The sequence below is a fragment of the Providencia sp. TYF-12 genome, assembly GCF_041344805.1.
GTDB lineage: Bacteria > Pseudomonadota > Gammaproteobacteria > Enterobacterales > Enterobacteriaceae > Providencia > Providencia huashanensis.
The window spans coordinates 1,561,205-1,580,160 of sequence record NZ_CP166833.1; the positions used below are offsets into that span (position 1 = coordinate 1,561,205).

17 protein-coding genes are annotated in these 18,956 nt (G+C 43.4%); 16 read left to right on the forward strand and 1 reads right to left on the reverse strand.

Annotation, left to right across the window (positions count from 1 at the left end; translation table 11 throughout):
* Positions 1 to 583 precede the first annotated feature (583 nt).
* The 16 genes from mraZ to lpxC all read left to right on the forward strand — a co-directional run bounded on the left by mraZ (position 584) and on the right by lpxC (position 18,345).
* Positions 584 to 1,042 (forward strand): division/cell wall cluster transcriptional repressor MraZ, encoded by a 459-nt coding sequence (gene mraZ, locus ABE954_RS06905; RefSeq protein ID WP_042845126.1) that lies wholly within the window; start codon positions 584 to 586, stop codon positions 1,040 to 1,042.
* A 2-nt stretch (positions 1,043 to 1,044) separates the two neighbouring features.
* The gene (gene rsmH, locus ABE954_RS06910; protein ID WP_129466226.1) at positions 1,045 to 1,998 is read left to right on the forward strand and encodes a 16S rRNA (cytosine(1402)-N(4))-methyltransferase RsmH; all 954 of its coding nucleotides are present in this window, start codon (positions 1,045 to 1,047) and stop codon (positions 1,996 to 1,998) included.
* On the forward strand, positions 1,998 to 2,318 hold the full coding sequence (gene ftsL, locus ABE954_RS06915) for a cell division protein FtsL (protein ID WP_048607944.1): 321 nt from the start codon (positions 1,998 to 2,000) through the stop codon (positions 2,316 to 2,318). The genes rsmH and ftsL overlap by 1 nt, the downstream gene beginning before the upstream one ends.
* Before the next feature lie 11 nt (positions 2,319 to 2,329).
* Complete coding sequence (gene ftsI / locus ABE954_RS06920) at positions 2,330 to 4,096, forward strand: peptidoglycan glycosyltransferase FtsI (protein WP_042845122.1); 1,767 nt, start codon at positions 2,330 to 2,332, stop codon at positions 4,094 to 4,096.
* On the forward strand, positions 4,083 to 5,570 hold the full coding sequence (gene murE / locus ABE954_RS06925) for a UDP-N-acetylmuramoyl-L-alanyl-D-glutamate--2,6-diaminopimelate ligase (protein ID WP_048607943.1): 1,488 nt from the start codon (positions 4,083 to 4,085) through the stop codon (positions 5,568 to 5,570). Before ftsI ends, murE begins: the two co-directional genes overlap by 14 nt.
* Entirely contained in the window at positions 5,567 to 6,931 is a 1,365-nt protein-coding gene (murF, locus tag ABE954_RS06930) for a UDP-N-acetylmuramoyl-tripeptide--D-alanyl-D-alanine ligase (protein ID WP_129466224.1), read from the forward strand. The genes murE and murF overlap by 4 nt, the downstream gene beginning before the upstream one ends.
* Positions 6,925 to 8,007, forward strand: coding sequence for a phospho-N-acetylmuramoyl-pentapeptide-transferase (gene mraY / locus ABE954_RS06935; protein WP_129466223.1), 1,083 nt, complete (start codon positions 6,925 to 6,927; stop codon positions 8,005 to 8,007). The genes murF and mraY overlap by 7 nt, the downstream gene beginning before the upstream one ends.
* A gap of 1 nt (position 8,008) precedes the next feature.
* Positions 8,009 to 9,319 carry a UDP-N-acetylmuramoyl-L-alanine--D-glutamate ligase gene (gene murD, locus ABE954_RS06940; RefSeq protein ID WP_166687130.1) on the forward strand — a complete coding sequence of 437 codons (1,311 nt, stop codon included), beginning with the start codon at positions 8,009 to 8,011 and terminating at the stop codon, positions 9,317 to 9,319.
* Entirely contained in the window at positions 9,319 to 10,512 is a 1,194-nt protein-coding gene (gene ftsW, locus ABE954_RS06945) for a cell division protein FtsW (protein WP_042845117.1), read from the forward strand. The genes murD and ftsW overlap by 1 nt, the downstream gene beginning before the upstream one ends.
* Positions 10,509 to 11,582, forward strand: coding sequence for an undecaprenyldiphospho-muramoylpentapeptide beta-N-acetylglucosaminyltransferase (gene murG, locus ABE954_RS06950; protein WP_042845116.1), 1,074 nt, complete (start codon positions 10,509 to 10,511; stop codon positions 11,580 to 11,582). The genes ftsW and murG overlap by 4 nt, the downstream gene beginning before the upstream one ends.
* A gap of 46 nt (positions 11,583 to 11,628) precedes the next feature.
* Positions 11,629 to 13,092: a UDP-N-acetylmuramate--L-alanine ligase gene (murC, locus tag ABE954_RS06955; RefSeq protein ID WP_042845115.1), complete on the forward strand. Its 1,464-nt coding sequence runs from the start codon at positions 11,629 to 11,631 to the stop codon at positions 13,090 to 13,092.
* Positions 13,093 to 13,094: 2 nt separating this feature from the next.
* Positions 13,095 to 14,015: a D-alanine--D-alanine ligase gene (locus ABE954_RS06960; protein WP_371025810.1), complete on the forward strand. Its 921-nt coding sequence runs from the start codon at positions 13,095 to 13,097 to the stop codon at positions 14,013 to 14,015.
* 1 nt (position 14,016) lies between these two features.
* On the forward strand, positions 14,017 to 14,823 hold the full coding sequence (gene ftsQ, locus ABE954_RS06965; RefSeq protein ID WP_042845113.1) for a cell division protein FtsQ: 807 nt from the start codon (positions 14,017 to 14,019) through the stop codon (positions 14,821 to 14,823).
* A 29-nt stretch (positions 14,824 to 14,852) separates the two neighbouring features.
* On the forward strand, positions 14,853 to 16,109 hold the full coding sequence (ftsA, locus tag ABE954_RS06970; protein ID WP_042845112.1) for a cell division protein FtsA: 1,257 nt from the start codon (positions 14,853 to 14,855) through the stop codon (positions 16,107 to 16,109).
* Between the two features lie 60 nt (positions 16,110 to 16,169).
* Positions 16,170 to 17,327, forward strand: coding sequence for a cell division protein FtsZ (gene ftsZ / locus ABE954_RS06975; RefSeq protein ID WP_042845111.1), 1,158 nt, complete (start codon positions 16,170 to 16,172; stop codon positions 17,325 to 17,327).
* A 100-nt stretch (positions 17,328 to 17,427) separates the two neighbouring features.
* Entirely contained in the window at positions 17,428 to 18,345 is a 918-nt protein-coding gene (gene lpxC / locus ABE954_RS06980; RefSeq protein ID WP_042845110.1) for a UDP-3-O-acyl-N-acetylglucosamine deacetylase, read from the forward strand.
* A gap of 36 nt (positions 18,346 to 18,381) precedes the next feature.
* Here lpxC and ABE954_RS06985 read toward each other — a convergent pair whose 3' ends face one another.
* Positions 18,382 to 18,903 carry a DUF721 domain-containing protein gene (locus tag ABE954_RS06985; RefSeq protein WP_240133200.1) on the reverse strand — a complete coding sequence of 174 codons (522 nt, stop codon included), beginning with the start codon at positions 18,901 to 18,903 and terminating at the stop codon, positions 18,382 to 18,384.
* Between the last annotated feature and the right edge of the window lie 53 nt (positions 18,904 to 18,956).

Sequence of the window (18,956 nt, forward strand, 5' to 3'; positions counted from 1 at the left end):
CAAAAATAGGTAAATATTTAACTTTAGGAATTATCTTAAAATATTTATTAACCATTTAACAGTGAAAGCTAAATTAGCGGATTAGAGTGAGAATTCGAGTCTGACTGTTTTATAAAAAATTAGTTTGTAAATCTTCTATTAATTAATACTGTTTATTAAAACAGTTATTTATTGGGTTGAAATATAATGGTTTTATTTTTTTACAGGGGTGTTTTTGCTGTGATTATATATTAGTGGTTGTTTTAAGACCAAGTAAACCCAAAAAATTGGTGAGAGATGCACGGATTAAAAATAAAACATAGGTCAGACTTATAACAAATTGTTTGATTTTTAGTCAAATTATCATAATTTAGTTTATTTAGACTGTGTTCTATAAAATATGTCAATTATATCAATCTGTTATTTCTTATTTTCTTTCCCAGTAAGATTTTACCCGCCATTATTTTTTCTGAATTGTTCTGTAAATAAAGCTAAAGCTCAATCTGACTGGCTTGACAAGGTTTTCATACCATTCGTAAACTTTATATGTGGTGAATTGTGGGGTAAAGTGGGTGGCTTGGAAATAAAAGGGGTTTAATCGGGTATGTTTCGTGGGGCAACACTGGTTAATCTCGACAGCAAAGGGCGTTTAACCGTGCCTACTCGTTATCGAGGAATGCTGAACGAGGAATCAAAAGGGCAAATGGTTTGTACCATTGACCTTCACCAGCCATGCCTGCTGCTTTATACCTTACCCGAATGGGAGATCATCGAAGAAAAACTTTCTCGGTTATCGACCATGAACATTGCAGAACGGCGCGTACAAAGGCTTTTGCTTGGCCATGCAAGTGAATGCCAAATGGACAATGCGGGGCGTCTTTTGTTAGCCAGTACATTGCGTCAACACGCAGGGCTAACCAAAGAGGTCATGTTGGTTGGCCAGATTAATAAATTTGAACTTTGGGATGAACAAACTTGGTATCAGCAAGTGGATGACGATATTGCCGCTGAACGCCTTACCAATGAACCACTTTCAGCCCGCTTACAGGATTTGTCACTATAACAATGACGCAACAGCAATTTAAGCACGTAACAGTATTATTGGATGAAGCCGTTAATGGCTTAAATATTCAGCCTAATGGGGTATACATCGACGGCACATTTGGTCGCGGTGGGCACTCCCGTCTGGTTTTAAGCCAACTGGGTGAACATGGTCGATTGATAGCCATTGACCGTGACCCAGAAGCCATAAAAGCAGCACAAAGTATTGATGACCCTCGTTTTATGATTAAACATGGGCCGTTTTCTGATATAGCAGCCTACGTAGAAGAAGAAGGTTTAGTGGGTAAAGTTGATGGGGTCTTGTTGGATTTAGGTGTTTCTTCGCCGCAATTAGATGACCCAGAAAGGGGGTTTTCCTTCATGCGTGATGGGCCATTAGACATGAGAATGGACCCAACGAAAGGCCAGTCAGCACAACAATGGCTGATGAACGCTGAGGTAGATGACATTGCTTGGGTACTTAAAACATTTGGTGAAGAGCGTTTTGCTAAGCGTATCGCAAGGGCGATCGTTGAACGTAATCACAATCCAGAAGAAGAGCCATTAACTCGTACGCGGCACCTTGCTGAATTAATTGCCAAAGTTAGTCCAATGAAAGACCGACATAAGCACCCAGCAACCCGCAGTTTTCAAGCGATTCGTATTTATATCAATAGCGAATTGGAAGAAATTGAACAGGCATTAGAGGGGGCGATGAATGTACTTGCTCCAAATGGGCGTTTATCTGTAATTAGTTTCCACTCTTTGGAAGATAGGCTAGTTAAACGATTCATTCGCAAAAATAGCAAAGGGCCTACTGTACCTGCGGGGATACCCCTCACGGAGAGTCAAATAAAGGAACTCGGTGCTGCGAAATTGCGCGACTTAGGGAAAATGAAGCCTTCAGATAGGGAAATAAACGAAAATCCACGCGCACGTAGCTCTGTGCTGCGTTTTGCAGAAAAGGCGGGGCAATAATGGTTCCTGAAAGGCACAGCCTAGCACGCGTGATTGGGCGCGATTTATTCCGTTATGGCGTTGTTCCTTTGATTTTATTAGCTGCAATTATTGTTAGTGCAATATTTGTGGTGACCACGGCACATGAGACACGTTTGTTAACTGCTGCGAAAGACAGGCTCTACGAAGAGAAAGACTCGCTAGATATTGAATGGCGCAATCTGATCCTTGAGGAAAATGCATTAGCGAGCCATAGCCGGATAGAACGTTTGTCTATTGATAAATTACAGATGGTACAAGTTGAACCATCACAAGAAAAAATTATTGTTTCTAAACAATAAAAAGGTCCCTAATGAAAGCACCGAAAACAGCGAAAAATAAGAAACAAGATGAAAGCACCAGCTTTATCCGCTGGCGTTTTATTTTGCTGTGTGGATGCATTGTCTTAGCGTTAGCTGGTTTATTGGCGCGTGTGGCTTATCTACAAATTATAGCGCCAGAAAAACTGGTAAAAGAAGGCGACATGCGCTCTTTGCGTGTGCAAGAAGTGGCAACCTCAAGAGGAATGATTAGTGACCGAGAAGGGCGCCAACTCGCCGTCAGTGTGCCTGTTAATGCAATTTGGGTTGACCCAAAAGAAGTGTTTGAAAAAGGGGGGATCAGCAATGATGAGCACTGGAAAGCACTCGCTGATGCACTTGAGATACCACTGGAACAAATTACCAACAAAATATCGGCCAATCCAAGAGGCCGTTTTGTGTATTTAGCGCGCCAAGTTAATCCATCTATCGGTGATTACGTTAAAAAATTAAAAATCCCAGGGATCTATTTACGTAAAGAATCCCGCCGCTATTACCCATCAGGCCCAGTTACCGCGCATTTGCTTGGTGTGACAAATATTGATGGTGAAGGGATTGAAGGGGTCGAAAAAAGCTTTGACCGTTGGTTAAAAGGGGCGCCGGGTGAGCGTACCGTGCGTAAAGACCGTAATGGACGAGTTATCGAAACTATCTCATCGGTTGATAGCCAAGCAGCTCATAACTTAACGTTGAGTATTGATGAGCGAATTCAGTCTATTGTATACCGTGAGTTAACTCGTGGTGTTCAACAAAATAAAGCCGAATCTGGTGTGGCAATTTTAGTGGATGTGCATACAGGGGAAATCTTAGCGATGGCTAACAGCCCATCCTACAACCCTAATAACCTTGCTGGTACACCAATGGATGCAATGCGTAATCGTGCTATTACCGATATTTTTGAACCGGGTTCGACCGTGAAACCAATGGTCGTAATGAGCGCGTTGCATAATAAAATTATTAAAGAAAACTCAGTGATAAATACTTATCCATATCGTGTTGGCGGTCATGAAATTAAAGACGTTGGGCGTTATGCAGAGTTAACAATCACTGGGATTTTACAGAAGTCGAGTAACGTTGGTGTTTCTAAACTGGCGTTAGCGATGCCTGCCACAGAGCTGGTGGATGTGTATAACCGCTTTGGGTTTGGCAAGCCGACTAATCTGGGGTTAGTCGGGGAAAGTAGTGGCATATTCCCAAGTAAAAAAACACGGTGGTCTGATCTTGAAAGGGCCACCTTTTCTTTTGGCTACGGGCAAATGGTAACTCCGTTACAGCTTGCGCGGGCCTATGCAACAATCGGTAGTTTTGGTATTTATCGCCCATTATCTATCACAAAGGTAGACCCTCCTGTTCCAGGGACTCGTGTATTTCCCGAGCCGATTATGCGAACAGTGGTTCATATGATGGAAAGCGTCGCTTTACCAGGCGGTGGTGGTGCAAGTGCTGCCATTAAAGGCTATCGCATTGCAATCAAAACAGGGACCGCGAAAAAAGTCGGTCCTGAAGGGCGTTACGTCGAAAAATATCTAGCCTACGCCGCTGGCGTTGCGCCAGCCAGTAATCCGCGTTATGCATTGGTGGTGTTAATTAACGAACCAAGTGCAGGCAAATATTATGGTGGTGCGGTATCTGCACCTATATTTGGTTCAATTATGGGCGGGGTCTTACGACTCATGAATATTGAACCTGATGCATTACAACCGAACGAACAAAACGAAATTGTGAATAGCAAAAAAGAGGTTAAAAGTGGCAGATCGTAATCTTTGTGATCTTCTCTCACCTTTTGGTGTGAGCATAGCTCCAGTCTCACTACGTGAGATGACACTAGACAGTCGAAAGGCTGCCTCGGGCGATCTGTTCATTGCTATAAAAGGTCATCAATCGGATGGTCGACACTATATTCCTCAAGCAATTGCTCAAGGAGTTTCCGCTGTTATTGCTGAGGCACAGGGAGAAGCGGCAGAAGGCGAAGTGCGTTTTATCCACGGCGTACCTGTTATTTATCTGCATGACCTTAATAATCGCTTGTCGGCACTTGCTGGTGAGTTTTACCAACATCCATCAACAAAAATGAAATTAGTTGGTGTTACTGGGACAAACGGTAAAACGACGACAACACAATTAATTGCGCAGTGGGCAAAAGGCTTAGGTGAAACCAGTGCCGTAATGGGAACTGTGGGTAATGGGCTATTAGGGCAGGTTACGCCAAGTGAAAACACCACTGGCTCAGCAGTTGATATCCAGCTTGAACTTACACAATTATTAAATAAAAAAGCGAGTTTAACCGCGATGGAAGTATCTTCACATGGCTTAATTCAAGGCCGTGTGGCTGCATTACAATTTGATGCGGCAGTATTTACCAACTTAAGCCGTGATCACCTTGATTATCATGGTGATATGGAAAATTACGAAGCCGCAAAATGGTTATTATTTTCTACTCATAATACAAAATCGCAAATCATTAATGCAGATGATGATGTCGGGTTGAAATGGTTACAGCGTTTACCTCAGGCCTGTGCGGTAACGATGGAAAATCGAATACCTAATGGTTGGCAGGGCCCATGGTTAGCTGCGACAGAGGTGGAATACCATGATAAAGGCGCGACGATCCACTTTGCTTCCTCGTGGGGGAATGGGGTGTTCGAAAGCCCATTAATGGGGGCTTTTAATGTCAGTAACTTATTAGTGGCGATGGCAACTTTATTAATGATGGATTACCCATTGGGCGAACTGATGGCGACAACATCCTCATTATCGCCAGTGTGTGGTCGCATGGAAGTATTTAGTGCACCTAACAAACCGACAGTGGTGGTTGATTATGCCCATACACCTGATGCCTTAGAAAAAGCATTAGCTGCGGCTCGTTTACACTGTAAAGGGCAACTCTGGTGCGTGTTTGGCTGTGGCGGCGACCGTGATAAAGGCAAGCGCCCACTAATGGGGGCTGCGGCGGAAGAATGGGCTGATAAAATAGTCATTACAGATGATAACCCTCGTAGTGAAGACCCGATTGACATTATTAATGACATTATGGCGGGTTTGTTAGATTCAAGCCGAGCATTAGCTATCCCTGGCCGTCCAGAGGCGGTGACCAGTACAATTTTGCAAGCCTCACCAGATGATGTGATTGTGATCGCGGGTAAAGGCCATGAAGACTACCAAATTATCGGCCAGCGAAAATTGGATTATTCAGACCGCTTAACGGTCGCAAGGTTATTGGGGGTAATCGCATGATCCCACTAACACTTGCACAATTAGCACAAATTACAGCTGGGCAGATTGAATGCACGGCAGATAACCAATTACAGCTAACCGCAGTGAGTACGGATAGCCGGAAAATTCCAGAAAACGGCTTGTTTATTGCTTTAAAAGGTGAGCGTTTCGATGCCCATGATTTTGCACAGCAGGTGGTTGAGGCGGGTGCAAAAGCCTTATTGGTAGCACGTAAACTGAATGTGGATTGCCCACAAGTCGTCGTGAAAGATACTCGGATTGCTATGGGGCAACTGGCTGCGTGGGTACGTCAACAAAGTCGAGCGAAAGTTGTTGGCTTAACGGGCTCTTCTGGCAAGACGTCGGTGAAAGAAATGGTGGCGTCAATTTTGTCAGAGCGGGGCAAAACCCTATATACCGCGGGTAATTTGAATAATGATATTGGTGTTCCGTTAACGTTATTTCGCTTGACTGACGAATACGATTTTGCCGTCATAGAAATGGGGGCCAATCATCCCAATGAGATTGCTTATACGACGAATATAGTGAAGCCTGAAGCGGCACTAGTGAATAATTTATTTGGGGCGCATTTAGCAGGTTTTGGTTCACCTGAAGGGGTTGCTAAGGCCAAAGGTGAAATTTATCAAGGTGTGGCAGAAGAAGGCACTGCGATTGTTAATCTTGATAGCTACAGTGATAAATGGCGGTTTCAGCCACGCCAGACGGTTTGGTATTATTCATTAGCGCCAGAAGCTAACGTGGATTTTTACCCTTCAGATATTCAAGTTAAGCAACTGACAACGGATTTTGTTTTACACACACCAGTGGGGCGTGCTGATATCACATTGCCACTTCCGGGGATGCATAATATTGCGAATGTCCTTGCTGCGAGTGCATTAGCCATTTCAGTGGGGGCTAGCCTTGAAAACATTAAAAATGGCTTGGCGAAAACTCAAGCTGTACCGGGGCGCTTATACCCTGTCAGTTTAGCTGAGCATAAAGTGGTTTTCGATGATACCTATAATGCAAATGATGGCTCAATGATTGCTGCTATTAATGTGCTAGCACAAATGCCGGGATATCGCATTCTGGTTGTCGGCGATATGGGCGAGCTAGGCGATTACGCTCACGATTGTCACCAACGTGTTGGTATCGCAGCTAAGCAAGCAGGTTTAGAAAAAGTATTAAGTGTTGGTGAACTGAGTGAGCTGATCAGCCAATTAAGTGAGTGCGGTGAACACTTCACCACCAAAACAGATTTATTGTCCCGACTAATTCCGCTAGCACAGCAGAATGATGTTGTTTCCATTTTAGTTAAAGGTTCACGCAGCTCCGCGATGGAAGATGTAGTGAATGCATTAAAGGAGTGCTTTGAATGTTAGTCTGGCTTGCCGAAATGTTGGTCCACAAGTTTTCCGTGTTGAACGTCTTTTCTTATTTGACGTTCAGAGCCATTGTCGGTTTGCTGACAGCACTCGCTATTGCTTTATGGATGGGTCCACATCTAATTACTTACTTGCAAAAAATGCAAATTGGTCAAGTCGTTCGTAGTGAAGGGCCTGAGTCACACTTTAGTAAACGCGGCACGCCAACCATGGGCGGCTTATTGATTTTATTCTCAATTACAGTTTCAACACTGTTATGGGCTCGCTTAGATAATCCGTATGTTTGGTGTGTATTACTGGTATTAGTCGGCTACGGTATTGTTGGCTTTGTTGATGATTACCGCAAAGTGGTTCGTAAAGATACGCGGGGGTTAATCGCGCGTTGGAAATATTTCTGGCAATCCGTTATCGCATTAGTCGTTGCATTTTCAATGTACGCGATTGGTAAAGACACACCAGCAACACAGTTGGTTGTTCCATTCTTTAAAGATGTTATGCCGCAACTGGGTGTGCTGTATATTTTATTGACTTACTTTGTGATTGTCGGGACTAGCAACGCGGTTAACTTAACGGATGGCCTAGATGGCTTAGCTATTATGCCGACTGTTTTCGTTGCAGCTGGGTTTGCTTTAGTGGCATGGGCGACAGGTAACGTAAACTTTGCAGGTTATTTGCATATTCCATTTTTACCTCATGCAGGTGAATTGGTGATTGTGTGTACCGCCATTGTTGGCGCTGGCTTGGGCTTCTTGTGGTTTAACACCTATCCAGCACAAGTCTTTATGGGCGATGTTGGCTCATTAGCGCTTGGTGGTGCACTCGGTACCATTGCGGTGCTACTACGCCAAGAGTTTTTATTAGTGATTATGGGTGGTGTGTTTGTGGTTGAAACACTGTCGGTGATCTTACAAGTTGGTTCGTTTAAATTACGCGGTCAACGTATTTTCCGCATGGCACCAATTCACCACCATTATGAATTGAAAGGCTGGCCAGAGCCACGAGTGATCGTGCGCTTTTGGATTATTTCGTTAATGTTAGTCCTGATCGGGCTAGCAACCTTGAAGGTGCGTTAACATGGTCGATTATCAGGGTAAGAATGTGGTTATTATAGGTCTTGGGGTAACAGGCCTATCCTGCGTTCATTTTTTCATTGAGCGTGGCGTTGTGCCGCGTGTGATGGATACCCGAACCGTACCGCCCGGTGTTGATAAACTTCCTGTAAATGTGGTGTGCCATAGCGGTAGTTTGAATAACTCATGGCTACAAGAAGCGGATTTAATTGTTGCAAGCCCTGGTATTGCTTTAGCAACACCGCAATTGCAGCAAGCTGCACAAAACGGCATCGAAATTGTGGGTGACATTGAACTCTTTTGCCGTGAAGCCGATGCTCCGATAGTGGCTATTACGGGGTCGAATGGTAAAAGTACGGTTACCTCACTTGTGGGTGAAATGGCAAAAGCCGCCGGGGTTTCAGTCGGCGTTGGTGGCAATATAGGTATTCCTGCACTTTCATTACTGAATGCAGGGCATGCTCTCTATGTTTTAGAGCTATCAAGCTTTCAACTGGAAACGACATCCAGTTTAAAAGCGGCTGCTGCAACGGTATTGAATATTAGTGAAGACCATATGGATCGCTATCCATTGGGGCTAGTGCAGTATCGCGCAGCAAAATTGAAAATTTATCATCAAGCTGAAAACTGCATTGTGAATGGGCAAGATGCGCTGACATTACCCGAAAACCTAACACAAGATGAATGCATCAGTTTTGGTTTAAATAACGGTGATTATTTCTTTGATACCCAAAAACGTGTGTTAGTGGCTAAAGGTGAGCAACTGTTGGATGTTAACGAGATGCATCTGACCGGCCAACATAATTACCTCAATGCGTTAGCCGCATTAGCCTTGGCAGATGCAGTTAATATTCCTCGTAAAGCGAGTGTACAAGTCTTGAAAGAATATGCAGGGCTGGCACACCGTTTTGAATTGGTCCTATTTAAACATGGTGTTCGTTGGATTAACGACTCTAAAGCAACTAATGTTGGTAGTACAGAAGCGGCGCTGAATGGGTTACATGTTGAAGGCACTTTGTATTTATTATTAGGTGGCGATGGTAAGTCTGCTGATTTTTCATCACTCAAACCTTATATTGCTGCGGATAACTACCGTTTGTATTGTTTTGGTCGCGATGGTGAAACATTGGCGGCGCTGGCGCCGGAAAAATCAGTATTGACAGAAACCATGGAGCAAAGCTTACGCCAAATTGCACCAAATTTAAAAGCCGGTGATATGGTGTTGTTATCTCCTGCCTGTGCAAGTTTGGATCAATTTAAAAGTTTTGAGCAGCGCGGTGCTGTCTTTGCTCAATTAGCCGAGGAGTTAGGTTAATGACAATACCGGGTGCATTGCGTATCAAAAACTGGGTCATTGGTGAAAGAAATGGCGTGATTTCAGGCTCAACGCTTTACGACCGTACATTAGTATGGTTGGCATTCGGTCTTGCTGCGGTTGGTTTCATTATGGTGACATCCGCGTCGATGCCCGTAGGGCAACGTTTAACGGAAGACCCATTCTATTTTGCTAAACGTGATGTTGTGTATATCGTCATTGCATTTATTTTAGCGCTAGGTGTAATGCGTATTCCGATGGCAGTTTGGGAAAAATACAACTTTATATTACTGATGGCATCATTAGCCATGCTAGTTGTAGTACTTGTCGCAGGCAGCTCGGTTAATGGTGCATCACGCTGGATAGATATCGGGTTGGTAAAAATCCAGCCTGCGGAGCTCTCAAAATTTACATTATTTTGCTATGTATCTAGTTATTTAGTTCGTAAATCAGATGAGGTACGTACACGCTTCCTCGGTTTTATCAAACCAATGTGTATTTTGGTCGTTATGGCCTCTTTATTGTTATTACAGCCTGATTTAGGAACCGTCATTGTTTTAGTGGTAACGACACTTGGTTTATTGTTTTTAGCTGGGGCAAGGCTCGCACCATTTATTATTGGGATCGCTGCTTGTGCAGTTGGGGTATTAGCATTGATTTGGTTTGAACCATATCGTTTGCGACGTGTTACCTCTTTCTTAAACCCATGGGATGACCCGTTTGGTAGTGGTTATCAGTTAACGCAATCCTTGATGGCTTTTGGTCGTGGGGAAATGTTTGGTCAGGGGTTAGGTAATTCAGTACAAAAATTGGAATATTTGCCCGAAGCGCATACGGATTTTATTTTTTCAGTTTTAGCCGAAGAGCTGGGTTATTTAGGCGTGGTACTGGTTCTGCTAATGGTATTTATGTTGGCATTCAGGGCGATGATGATTGGTCGCCGCGCATTAATGTCAAATCAACTGTTTGGTGGTTATTTAGCGTGCTCAATTGGGATTTGGTTTACTTTCCAAGCACTTGTCAACGTCGGTGCGGCATCCGGTATGCTGCCAACGAAAGGGTTAACATTACCATTAATTAGTTATGGTGGTTCAAGTTTACTGGTTATGGCTGCTGCGATAGCAATATTATTACGAATTGATTTTGAAACACGTCTTGAAAAAGCACAGGCGTTTGTAAGGAGCGTTAAATGAGTCAGGCAAAAAAACTACTCGTCATGGCCGGTGGAACAGGGGGACATGTTTTTCCTGGTCTAGCTGTGGCGCATTATTTGCAGGCTCAGGGCTGGGAAATTCGTTGGTTAGGCACCGCTGATCGTATGGAAGCTACATTAGTACCTAAACATGGCATTGATATCGAGTTTATTCAGATATCGGGTTTAAGGGGAAAAGGGATTGCGGCATTGGTCGGTGCACCTTGGCGGATTTACAAAGCGATCCGTCAAGCTAAGGCCATTATTAAACAGTATCAACCCGATGCAGTCTTAGGGATGGGGGGCTATGTCTCCGGTCCGGGGGGAATTGCAGCATGGCAGTGTGGGGTTCCGGTTGTTTTGCACGAACAAAATGGCATAGCTGGTTTAACGAATAAATGGTTATCTCGAATAGCTAAGCGTGTATTACAAGCTTTTCCGGGGGCATTTCCAAATGCACCTGTGGTTGGCAACCCCGTCCGTGAAGATGTTTTAGCTTTACCAGCCCCACAAATCCGTTTGGCGGGTAGAGATGGCGCAATACGTGTGTTGGTTATCGGTGGTAGCCAAGGGGCGCGAATTTTAAACCAAGTTATGCCTTTAGTGGCTGAAAAAACAAGCAAGCAGTTAAATATTTGGCATCAGGCTGGAAAAGGTAGTAAAGGTTCTACTGAAGCATTGTATAATGAACACCTGCAAGTTTCGGGTAATTCCGAGTATAAAGTTACTGAATTTATTGACGATATGGCGCAAGCTTATGCTTGGGCAGATATTGTTGTTTGCCGCTCAGGTGCATTGACAGTAAGTGAAGTTGCAGCCGCAGGTTTACCTGCCATTTTTGTTCCTTTTCAGCATAAAGACCGCCAGCAATATTGGAATGCACTGCCGCTAGAAAAAGCAGGGGCCGCTAAAATATTAGAACAGCCGCAATTTACGGCTGATGCTGTGGCGAACCTACTTGAACAGTGGGATAGGGCAACGTTACTGTCGATGGCGCAAAAAGCCCATGATTGTGCAATAACTGATGCAACGGAACGCGTTGCTGCTGTTATTTGCGAAGTGGCTAAATAATTTTAGCCATAATTGATACCGATTTAATTAGAAGCGAAGAAATATAGTGAATACACAACAATTAGCGAAATTAAGAATATCAGTGCCAGAAATGAGAAGAGTTAGGCACATCCATTTTGTTGGCATCGGTGGTGCCGGCATGGGTGGTATCGCTGAAGTGTTGGCAAATGAAGGTTATGAAATTAGTGGTTCTGATTTAGCACCAAATGCAGTGACTCAACAGTTAACCGAATTGGGCGCAACAATTTATTTTAACCATCGCCCCGAAAATGTTGAAAATGCGAGTGTGGTTGTAGTTTCTACAGCTATTTCCAGTGAGAACCCTGAAATTCAAGCAGCAAAAGAGTTACGTATTCCTGTTATTCGCCGTGCAGAAATGTTAGCTGAACTAATGCGTTATCGTCATGGTATTGCTGTTGCAGGGACTCATGGCAAAACAACAACGACAGCAATGATTTCTGGGATTTATGCGCAAGCAGGTTTAGACCCAACCTTTGTGAATGGCGGTTTAGTTAAATCAGCAGGGACACATGCTCGCTTAGGCAGTAGCCGTTACTTAATTGCTGAAGCTGATGAAAGCGATGCTTCATTTTTGCACTTACAACCGTTAGTTGCGGTCGTCACGAATATTGAAGCTGACCATATGGATACTTATCAAGGTGACTTTGATAATTTAACCAATACGTTCATTAACTTCTTACATAATTTGCCATTTTATGGCCGTGCAGTCATGTGTATTGATGACCCTGTAATTCGTTCATTATTACCCAAAATTGGTCGTTATATAACGACTTATGGTTTTAGTGAAGATGCTGATGTGCGTATCACAAAATATGAACAAAAAGGTAATCAAGGTTTTTTCACCATTGCGCGTGAAGGGATGCCAGAACTGACTGTCGTACTTAATGCGCCGGGGCGTCACAATGCATTGAATGCAACGGCTGCGGTTGCTGTGGCAACTGAGGAAGGCATTGATGACTTACATATTTTGTCTGCGCTGGTAGAGTTCCAAGGCACTGGGCGTCGTTTTGATTTCCTAGGTAATTTCGCATTACGCAATGTGAATGGTAAGGAAGGCGAAGTGATGTTAGTTGATGACTACGGTCATCATCCAACAGAAGTTGACGCCACCATTAAAGCAGCAAGAGCAGGTTGGCCAGATAAACGTATTGTTATGATTTTTCAGCCTCATCGCTATACACGTACGCGTGATTTATACGATGATTTTGTTAATGTGCTGGGGCAAGTTGATATATTACTGATGTTAGATGTGTATTCTGCTGGTGAGAAGCATGTTCCGGGGGCTGATAGCCGCTCATTATGTAGAACAATTCGTGGTCGCGGTCAGATTGATCCTATTTATGTTGCCGACGTTGAACAAATACCACACATCCTAGCTCAAACTCTTGATGAAAATGATTTAATTTTAGTTCAAGGCGCAGGAAATATTGGTAAAATAGCAAAAAACCTAGCGGAAACGAAATTACAGCCGCCGATGGTTGAGGAATAAATATGGCAGAGAAAGTTGCGGTTTTATTAGGAGGGACATCCGCTGAACGTGAGGTTTCACTTCAGTCAGGGAGTGCTGTGCTGACAGGGTTACGTCAAGCAGGTATTGATGCTCATCCTATTGATACCAAAGATTTTCCTGTTGAAACACTGAGAAATGCAGGTTTCGATAAAGTATTTATTGCGTTACATGGTCGTGGCGGTGAAGACGGAACATTACAGGGGTTATTGGAATTTTTAAACCTACCTTATACTGGTAGCGGTGTAATGGCCTCGGCACTCAGCATGGACAAGCTAAGAACAAAACAATTGTGGGAAGGGGCAGGGTTAAGTGTGTCTCCGTATGTATACTTGACTCAGCAGCAGTATACCCAAGCTTCCCATGAACAAGTTATCGAAAAGGTTCAACAACTCGGTTTACCACTTATTGTTAAGCCAAGTTTAGAAGGTTCCAGTGTTGGGATGAGTAAAGTCGACAGTTTAGAGACATTGTCTTCAGCATTAGAATTGGCATTTCAGTTTGACGATACAGTGTTGATAGAAAAATGGCTTAGTGGCCCAGAATTTACGGTTGCAATATTAGGTGATAAGACATTACCGTCCATCCGTATTCAACCACCGGGTATTTTTTATGACTATGAAGCAAAATATCTGTCAGATGAAACGCAATATTTTTGCCCAAGTGGTTTAGATGAACAAACGGAATCTGAGTTGTCTGAGTTAGCAATGAATGCATATCAGACAATAGGATGTGAAGGCTGGGGGCGAGTGGATGTAATGCAAGATAGTGACGGTCAGTTCTATTTATTAGAAGTGAATACCTCACCAGGCATGACTAGCCATAGCCTAGTACCAATGGCCGCACGTCAAGCAGGTATGGGGTTTTCTGAGTTAGTTGTGCAAATTCTGAAATTGGCTCGTTGATATGTCGCAGGCAGCATTAAACGTTAAACATCATAACCATAAGAACGATGAAGACCCAAGTTCAGGGCCAAGTAATGGTGCATTTTTAGGTGGGTTATTTTTCTTCCTAATTGTTGTAAGTACTATCATTTGGAGTGGTTGGATGGTAACGACATGGATGAAAGATGCAGATAGGCTACCAATGTCTAAGTTGGTTCTAACAGGGGAGCGTCATTACACCAAAAATGATGATGTTAGAAAGGCAATTTTAGCATTAGGGCAACCGGGTACGTTTATGACAGTTGATGTCAATGCTATCCAAAATCAAATAAGCATGATGCCTTGGATACGCCAAGTTACAGTGCGCAAACAATGGCCTGACGAATTAAAGATTCACATTGTTGAGTATCGTCCATTTGCAAGGTGGAATGATCAAAACATGGTAGATGGAGAGGGGCGGGTATTTAGTTTACCGGTCAGCGAAAATGGGAAAGGCGACTATGTGTTGCTGTATGGCCCACAAGGTAGCCAAAAAGAAGTTCTTAAAGAATTTGCAGTATTTAAGAATACATTAGCTGCACATAACTTAAAACTAAAGTCACTCTCTATGACTGCTAGGCATGCATGGCAAATTATTTTAGACAACGATGTCAGAATTGAACTGGGTAAAAAAGATGTTTCAGAGCGGCTAAACAGGTTCCTTGAACTTTATCCGCTTTTGCAGCAAACGACGGATAAACGAGTTGATTATGTTGACTTACGTTATACCAGTGGTGCTGCGGTGGGTTGGGCACCACTATTGGTCGATGCTCCACCGAGTTTACAATAATGACTAATAACTCTAATTAGGCAGAAGAAATGATTAAAGCAACGGACAGAAAATTAGTGGTAGGCCTTGAAATTGGAACTTCCAAGGTATCAGCCCTTGTTGGCGAAATTCTGCCCGATGGTATGGTTAATATTATTGGGGTGGGAAGTTGTCCATCTCGCGGAATGGACAAAGGTGGCGTAAACGACCTTGAATCAGTGGTAAAATGTGTCCAAAGAGCGATTGATCAGGCCGAATTAATGGCAGATTGCCAAATATCTTCAGTATATCTTGCGTTATCGGGTAAGCATGTTAGCTGCCAAAATGAAATTGGTATGGTGCCAGTTTCAGAAGAAGAAGTGACACAAGAAGATGTTGATAGTGTGGTACATACTGCAAAATCAGTTCGTGTTCGTGATGAACACAGAATATTGCACGTAATTCCACAAGAGTTCGCGATAGATTACCAAGAAGGGATTAAAAATCCGGTTGGGTTATCGGGTGTACGTATGCAAGCCAAAGTACATCTGATCACCTGCCATAATGATATGGCGAAGAACATCGTCAAAGCAGTTGAGCGTTGTGGGTTAAAAGTCGATCAGCTTATTTTTGCGGGTCTTGCTGCAAGCTATAGCGTGTTAACTGAAGATGAGCGTGAGTTAGGTGTTTGTGTCGTCGATATTGGTGGCGGTACAATGGATATGGCAGTTTATACGGGGGGCGCTTTACGCCACACTAAGGTTATTCCATACGCAGGTAATGTGGTGACTAGTGATATCGCTTATGCTTTCGGAACACCGCCAACAGATGCAGAGGCAATCAAAGTGCGTCATGGTTGTGCAGTAGGTTCGATTGTCAGTAAAGATGAGACCGTAGAAGTGCCTAGTGTGGGTGGTCGTCCACCTAGAAGTTTACAGCGTCAAACCTTAGCAGAAGTTATCGAGCCACGGTATACTGAGCTGTTAAACTTAGTAAATGAAGAAATTTTAAATTTACAGGAACAGTTACGCCAACAAGGTGTCAAACACCATTTGGCCGCTGGTATCGTGTTGACTGGTGGAGCAGCTCAAATCGATGGTTTAGTCGAATGTGCTCAAAAAGTGTTCCATACGCAAGTGCGAATTGGTACACCGCTCAACATCACAGGATTAACGGATTATGCGCAGGAGCCATACTATTCAACTGCGGTTGGGCTTCTGCACTACGGTAAAGAAAGCCATTTAGGCGATGATACCGAAATAGAAAAACGAGCATCAGTGAGCGGGTGGTTTAGTAAAATAACTAGCTGGCTGAGAAAAGAATTTTAATTTTTATAAAGAAGCATATTATTAGCTTCAAAAGTAGTAAGCACAAAACGGAGAGACATTATGTTTGAACCAATGGAGCTAACCAACGATGCGGTGATTAAAGTCATCGGCGTTGGGGGCGGCGGCGGTAATGCCGTTGAACACATGGTGCGTGAACGTATTGAAGGCGTTGAGTTCTTCGCTGTCAATACAGACGCACAGGCACTGCGTAAAACCGCAGTTGGACAAACTATCCAGATCGGTACAGGTATTACCAAAGGTCTGGGTGCTGGCGCAAACCCTGAAGTCGGCCGTAATGCCGCTGAAGAAGATCGTGAAGCTCTGCGTAATGCATTAGATGGCGCAGATATGGTCTTTATCGCAGCAGGTATGGGCGGTGGTACAGGAACTGGGGCTGCTCCAGTTGTTGCCGAGGTAGCCAAAGAACTGGGTATTCTGACAGTTGCTGTTGTGACTAAGCCTTTCAATTTTGAAGGTAAAAAGCGCATGGCATTTGCAGAAGCGGGGATTACTGAGTTATCAAAACACGTAGACTCACTGATCACCATCCCAAATGATAAATTATTGAAAGTACTTGGTCGTGGTATCTCGTTACTAGATGCTTTTGGTGCGGCAAATGACGTACTTAAAGGTGCAGTACAAGGTATCGCTGAACTGATTACACGCCCAGGTTTGATGAACGTAGACTTCGCTGACGTACGTACAGTCATGTCAGAAATGGGCTACGCGATGATGGGTTCAGGTGTCGCTCGTGGTGAAGATAGAGCAGAAGAAGCGGCTGAAATGGCCATTTCTAGCCCACTACTTGAAGATATCGACCTGTCTGGTGCGCGTGGTGTGTTGGTTAACATCACCGCTGGTTTCGACCTGCGCTTGGATGAGTTTGAGACGGTAGGTAATACTATCCGTGCTTTCGCATCTGATAATGCGACGGTAGTAATCGGTACTTCTCTAGACCCAGAAATGCACGAAGAGCTGCGCGTCACTGTTGTTGCTACGGGTATTGGTATGGACAAACGCCCTGAAATTACCTTAGTCAGCAATAAGATGTCTCAGCAGACGTCAATGGAGCAACGTTATCAGCAAATGCAAAATAGCATGTCTTCATTAACAGAAGAGAAACCAGCAGCTAAAGCGGTTAATGACCAAAATACGCAAACAAATAAAGAACCAGATTATCTTGATATTCCTGCGTTCTTGCGTAAGCAGGCCGATTAATTTTAATTTATATTGGTTTCTCCGCTTTTTGTGCTAAAATTTCCTACTGGTTATCCTGTAAGATAATCAGTAGGACTTATAACATTGCGAGAAAAATACGATGATCAAACAAAGGACATTAAAACGTATAATTACAGCGACTGGTGTCGGTCTACATACCGGCAAAAAAGTTACGCTTACTTTACGTCCAGCGCCGGCCAATACCGGGGTCATCTACCGTCGTACTGACCTTAATCCACCGGTTGATTTTCCGGCAGATGCGAAATCAGTTCGCGATACTATGTTATGTACTTGCTTAGTCAACGAAGATAACGTACGTATTTCAACTGTTGAGCATTTGAATGCTGCCTTAGCAGGGTTAGGTATCGATAACATTGTTATTGAAGTCAATGCGCCTGAAATCCCTATTATGGATGGCAGTGCAGCACCATTTGTTTTCTTACTGCTTGATGGCGGTATCGAAGAGTTAAATTGTGCAAAGAAATTTTTGCGTATTAAAGAAACTGTACGTGTTGAAGATGGTGATAAATGGGCAGAGATGAAACCTTATAATGGGTTTAGTCTTGATTTCACTATTGATTTCCAACACCCGGCTATTGATAGCAGCACACAACGCTATTCACTTGATTTCTCTGCGGAATCATTTGTTAATCAAATCAGCCGAGCACGTACTTTTGGTTTTATGCGTGATATTGAATATCTGCAATCAAAAGGCTTATGCTTAGGCGGTAGTTTCGACTGCGCTATCGTTGTTGATGACTATAAAGTTCTTAACGAAGATGGCTTACGTTTTGAAGATGAATTCGTTCGTCACAAAATGTTGGATGCAATAGGTGACTTATTCATGTGTGGGCATAACATTATTGGCGCATTTACTGCGTTCAAATCTGGTCATGCACTGAATAACAAACTTCTACAAGCGGTTTTAGCGAAAGAGTCCGCTTGGGATCTTGTTACCTTTGAAGATGAAGCTCAATTGCCAGTGGCATTTAAAGCCCCTTCAGCTGTATACGCATAACGTTGGTTATGCGGCTATCACCGAAAATAATCGGGGTTAGCCCTTTCTGTTGGCTGTGCTAGTACTCTCTCCGGCTAGTGCAGCCAGCCGCTCAAACCTTTCTTTTAACCCTTTTGGGCTATTCTCCGCTAATTTTAATAATGTTAGTGCTGTTTGCGTGCTTATCTGACGGTTGTTCATTTTTTGACTTGTTGAGTCTGTTTGCTTAGTTACTGAACTATTTTGCTTCGATTTTCGCATTAGATCGGGATTGATTCTGATGTCGATAGAAGATAAAGATGGTAGAATAGATGTCCTTAATGCAGAAAGAAGGTTTATTTTTTCATAATTAAGGCGGGTCATCCAGCTGGCATTAGCCACTTCGAGGACCATAACATTGTTACGGTAGTTTGCAACACGGCACATTGGTTTGATTTCACTAGGAAGTAAGCCTTTTACTGCACGGTTCAGTTTAACAATGGCTTTTGCATTGCGCTGAATTGTCTGCAACGTGTTCGATGATGTTGCCAATGACCCTTCAAGAACATCAAAAAGTGCTTGGGGATGACTATCTCTCATTTTTGGCTCCAGCTAACAATGTACAATGATAAAACGTATAGACAGATAATAGC